The sequence below is a fragment of the Streptomyces chlorus genome, assembly GCF_042655885.1.
In the GTDB taxonomy this organism is placed as follows: Bacteria; Actinomycetota; Actinomycetes; order Streptomycetales; family Streptomycetaceae; genus Streptomyces; species Streptomyces chlorus.
Window position 1 is genome coordinate 1 of sequence record NZ_JBHSOA010000046.1, and the last position, 4,574, is coordinate 4,574.

Genomic DNA, 4,574 nt, shown 5'->3' on the forward strand with positions numbered 1-4,574 from the left:
CGGCCCGGGGACACCCCCGGACCGGTCACACCATACGAATCAACGACCCGCGAAGTACGGGTCTAGGGGGACCACGTTGACCTCGGCCGCCACGAACGAGCAGCAGACCACCGCGCCACCACCTCCCGCGGAGATCACCTACAGCGGGCAGTACTCCGTCAATCCACTCGCCGAGGTTTCCTTCCGGCGGATGTGCGCGCAGATCCCTGCCGTCCTGGGCCGGATCGCCCGGCTGTCATGGCGAACCGACCGGCGGGCCGTGCAGCTCCTTATCGGCTGCCAGGTGGTCACCGGCATCGCGGCCGCCGTACTGCTGGCCGCCACCGCCCGCGCCATGGCACCGGTCCTCGGGGACGGCACTGCCGGCGAGCGGCTGCACGGCGCCCTGCCGGCGCTGCTGGTGGTGGCGCTCGCCGCCGCCCTGGCACGCGCGGCGGGAGCGGTGGCCACGTACGCCGAACGGCGGATCACCCCGCGGCTGACCACGGAGACGGACACCGCCTTGGTCGAGGCGGTGTGCCGGGTCGAGGCCTCCGCATATGCGGAGGACGGCTTCTCGGACCGGCACGAGGCAGCCGAGATGGGGGTGATCCGCACGCATGTCATGGTCACCGACGCTCAGCGGTTCCTGTCCGCGCTGATTCGCATGGTCACCGCCGGTGGCGTGCTGTCGGTGCTGAACCCATGGATGCTGCCGCCGCTGCTGCTCGCGGTGCTGCCGGCCGGTGTCGGCGCCGTGCTGACCGCCCGGGTCGACTACGAGATCCACTACGCCAACATCGCCGACCGCAACGTGCGCGGCATGATGCGCTGGTGGGCGACCGAGTCGAAGTACGGCGACGAGGTCCGCGCCAACTCGATGACGGATTACCTCATCTACTGGTACCGAGCCCTGTCCGACCGGTGTGACCGGCGCACCCTGGCCGCCGCGCCGCGGACCCTGCGGATCGCCCTGCTCTCCGCGCTGGTCGGCGGCGTCTTCCTCGTCGCGACCTGGGGTGCGCTGGCGTGGCTGGCGGTGTCCGGCCGGATCGAACTCGCGGTCGCGGCGACGGCGGTCATCGCCGTGCAGACCACGCTCGCCGCGCTGTCCCAGGTGGTCATCAACGGCGCCGCGGTCTTCCACACCAGCCTGTACCTGGGCGACATGCAGGCCTTCCTCGACGACGCCGCCGCCCGCGCCCCCAAGCGGGGTACCCACGTACACACCGCGCCGACCGAGGAGATCCGGCTTGAGGAGGTCGTCTACCAGTACCCGGGCAAGGACAAGCCCGCCGTGGACGGTGTCTCCCTGGCGCTGCGGCGCGGTCAGATCCTCGCGATCGTCGGCGCGAACGGCTCGGGGAAGTCCACGCTCACCCGGCTGCTGACCGGGATCTACCTGCCGGACAAGGGCAGGGTCACGTGGAACGGCACCGACCTCGCCGAGGTGGACCCCGCCACGGTGTGGGCGAACACCGGCCTGGTGCCGCAGATCTTCGCGCAGTGGCCGCTGCGGGTCCGCGAGAACGTCACCCTCGGCCAACCCCGCACGCACGACGACGCTCCCGTGTGGGAGGCCATCGACGCGGTTGGTCTGCGTGAGGCCGTCGATGACCTCCCCGCGGGCCTGGACACCCTGCTGGCCCGCGATGTCTTCGGCGGCTCGGAGCTTTCCGGCGGGCAGTGGCAGCGCGTGGCCTGTTCGAGGGCCCTGTACCGGCGTCCGGGGTTGTTGATCTTGGATGAGCCGACTTCTCAGATGGATCCGCGCGGTGAGCACCAGATTTTCGAGCAGATCAAGGCCATCGCCGCGGACCGCATCACGATCGTGGTCACGCATCGCCTGGAGAACACCAAGATTGCCGACCACATCGTCGTGATGGAGCACGGCCGGATCACCGAACAGGGCCGCTACGACGACCTTGTCCACGCCGGCGGAACCTTCGCCGAACTCCTGGAACTGTCGCAGGACCGCTGATCCGCTTCGCCCCGTCCCGCCCCTGGGCGGGACGGGCCCCATGAAGGAGAAGCCGTGCCCCCATCACCCGCCGCTGCCGACGACCTTGCCTCCCGTTCCCCGTGCGTTTCGTACCCGAGCGCGAGGAGCACGGCATGAGCCAGACGAAACCCTTGCCCACGACAGTGCAGCGCTGGGCGGAGCAGCGAACCGGGCCGGTCGTGCTCGCACGCGACGCCTCGCACGACTGGCACCGCTCCCGGGTGTGGGAGCTGGCCGGCGAGGGCGGGGCCCGCTGGTACGTGAAGGCCTCGCCCTCGGCGAAGTTCTTCGCCCGCGAGACCAGGGCCTACCGCCACGTCGTTCCCACGCTCGGGCACAGCCGGGCTCCCCAGCTCCTCGACAGCCGCGCGAAGGACCTGGCCTTGCTGCTCACGGTCGCGCCGGGCGCTCCGGCGCCGGGTCTGGGTCTGTCCTCCGCCGCGTGGCGGGCCGTACACGCGCAGGCCGGCATGCTGTGCGCCCGGCTCCACGAAGCCGGTGAGCTCGACCGCGGCGACCGGGCGGAGGCCGAAGGGTTTCTGGGGGCCGCGGCCGACGGCGCGGAGAAGTACCTGGGCCGCGCCGGGGACCGGCTCACCGGAGGCGAGCAGCAGCTGGTCCGCGACTACGCGGCCCAGCTGCGCCGCGTCGGCCCGGTGCCGCTCGGCTACATCCACGGCGACAACCAGCTCCTTCACTAGGCAAGTGAGTTGTCGGAATCAGTGTTGTCGGGTCCAGATCGACCCACTCGGCGCCCCGCGACGTGCGGGGTAGAGGAGTAGAGGCGGCTCGTCTGTGACGGTGCGAAGAGGTAGAGGTCCATCATGAGCGCGGCGTCGGCGAGGATCTCGGGGTCGCCTTCGGTGCTCTCGCGGAAAGCTAGGTCGAGCAAGTTGGCCCCGACTTCTACAGCGAGTCGAGAGCGTCGCCGGGACTGCTCGGTGTTCGGCATCGCGTAGCCGCAGACGAGTGCCTTGTGCACTCGCTCCGAAGGCACCAACCGGGTCATCAAGACCGTCGCCCACGACGCCTACGGCTTCCGCAACCCCGTCAACCAGCGCCTACCACCCGCTGCGCAACCACCGGCGAGCCCGTGGGCACCTCGACGCCCGCTCCTGTGATCGTGTTGGCTAGCGGCGCCGAACTGTCGGTACCGCTGATGTCCGCTTGGCTGTAGCAGGGAGTTAAACGTGCAGGACCTTGTCGTCGACCCCGGTGCCCATAATCGGGCAGCCTGGGACAAGTATGTCCAGGAGGGCAACGAGTGGTCGAGGCCGGTGAGTGCTGAGGATGTCGAGCGCGCCCGCATGGGCGACTGGTCGATTGTTCTCATCGGGCGTGAGCCAGTCGACCGCTCCTGGCTGCCGACGGACCTGACCGGCAAGGACGTGTTGTGCCTGGCCTCCGGCGGTGGCCAGCAGGGTCCGATCCTCGCCGCCGCGGGGGCGCGGGTCACCGTGTTCGACAACTCGCCCCGCCAGCTCGGCCAGGACCAGATGGTGGCGGCGCGCGACGGACTTGAGCTGCGCACCGTCCTGGGTGACATGCGCGACCTCAGCGCCTTGGGCGACGCAGCATTCGATGTTGTGTTCCACCCGGTCTCGAACCTATTTGTACCCGACTTGGCACCGGTGTGGCGTGAGTGCTTCCGCGTCCTGCGACCGGGCGGAACTCTGCTCGTGGGCTTCCTCAACCCTGATGTGTACTTGTTCGACCACGAGGCCCTCGACGAGCGCGGCGAGCTGGTCGTCGTGCACAAGCTGCCCTACAGCGATGTCACGCAGTACTCCGCCGAGGAACGCGCCACGAAGTTCGGCGCGGATGCCCCTCTTGAATATAGTCACACCCTCACCGACCAGATCGGCGGGCAACTCGCCGCGGGGTTCGTCCTCACCGGCTTCGCAGAAGCACCGGACCAATCCAACGCATCCGCCCAATACATGTCGAACTATTTTGCGACGCTGGCGGTCAAGCCAGGCTGACCCAGCCGCGGCGCCGGCCGAGACGGCCGTGAACAACCAAATGCCATTCGAAGATTGGCCACTGGTCTATTCGATATGGGTGCAGATCCGATGAGGGTGCTGTCGATCAGGCCGCGAGTGTGAGGTGGTCGCGGTAACGGGCCTGGTGGTTGCGGGCGAACTCCTGCTCCTCGTGCCAGGTCCAGTAGGTGTCGAAGTCGCCGTTGGCGCGTAGTGCGCGGAGCTTGAGTACGGCCTCGGCGCCGGCGAGTCCCCAGCGGGCCCCGGTGATGTCGAGCCGGTCTTTGACCAGGTGGCGGCAGGCTCCTTCGATGCTTCCGGTGGCGATGGGCCAGCCGCGTTCCAGCGCGGTGTCGTAGTGCAGGTAGGGGGCCTTGTTGCGCAGGTAGCCGATGGCGTCGTCGATGCCCTTGCGTCGCTTCTTCTTCAGCTGGGCGGTGCGGGCGGCTGTCTGCAGGGCGGCCGCGACCTGTTCGGCGCCGCCGCCGAGGATGGTGCGGGCGTGTCGCGCGACGAAGGCTTCGGCGGCCGGGTCGCCGGCCTCGTGCAGGCACCAGGCCGCGTCCCAGAGGTATTCGAGCACGTGGATGAGGTCGATGACGATGTGTACC

Annotated in this window: 3 protein-coding genes and 1 pseudogene; 3 read left to right on the forward strand and 1 reads right to left on the reverse strand. The window is 69.2% G+C overall.

All coding sequences use genetic code 11. From position 1 onward, the window contains the following. Window positions 1-76 precede the first annotated feature (76 nt). The 3 genes from ACFPZI_RS21735 (at window position 77) to ACFPZI_RS21745 (ending at window position 3,963) form a co-directional block, all read left to right on the forward strand. A complete protein-coding gene (locus tag ACFPZI_RS21735) occupies window positions 77-1,960 on the forward strand; it encodes an ABC transporter ATP-binding protein (RefSeq protein WP_381365446.1) in 1,884 nt (627 codons plus the stop codon). 134 nt (window positions 1,961-2,094) lie between these two features. Continuing rightward, window positions 2,095-2,682 (forward strand): aminoglycoside phosphotransferase, encoded by a 588-nt coding sequence (locus ACFPZI_RS21740; RefSeq protein WP_381365449.1) that lies wholly within the window; start codon window positions 2,095-2,097, stop codon window positions 2,680-2,682. Between the two features lie 489 nt (window positions 2,683-3,171). Then, entirely contained in the window at window positions 3,172-3,963 is a 792-nt protein-coding gene (locus tag ACFPZI_RS21745) for a class I SAM-dependent methyltransferase (RefSeq protein WP_326625265.1), read from the forward strand. 106 nt (window positions 3,964-4,069) lie between these two features. On the opposite strand, the pseudogene ACFPZI_RS21750 reads toward ACFPZI_RS21745, so the two are convergent. Continuing rightward, a pseudogene (locus tag ACFPZI_RS21750) lies at window positions 4,070-4,574 on the reverse strand (ISKra4 family transposase); the annotation flags it as partial.

Bases quoted from the DNA above. Each gene is read 5' to 3' on its own strand.
- ACFPZI_RS21740 (WP_381365449.1), top strand. From the start codon at position 2,095: ATGAGCCAGACGAAACCCTTGCCCACGACAGTGCAGCGCTGGGCGGAG.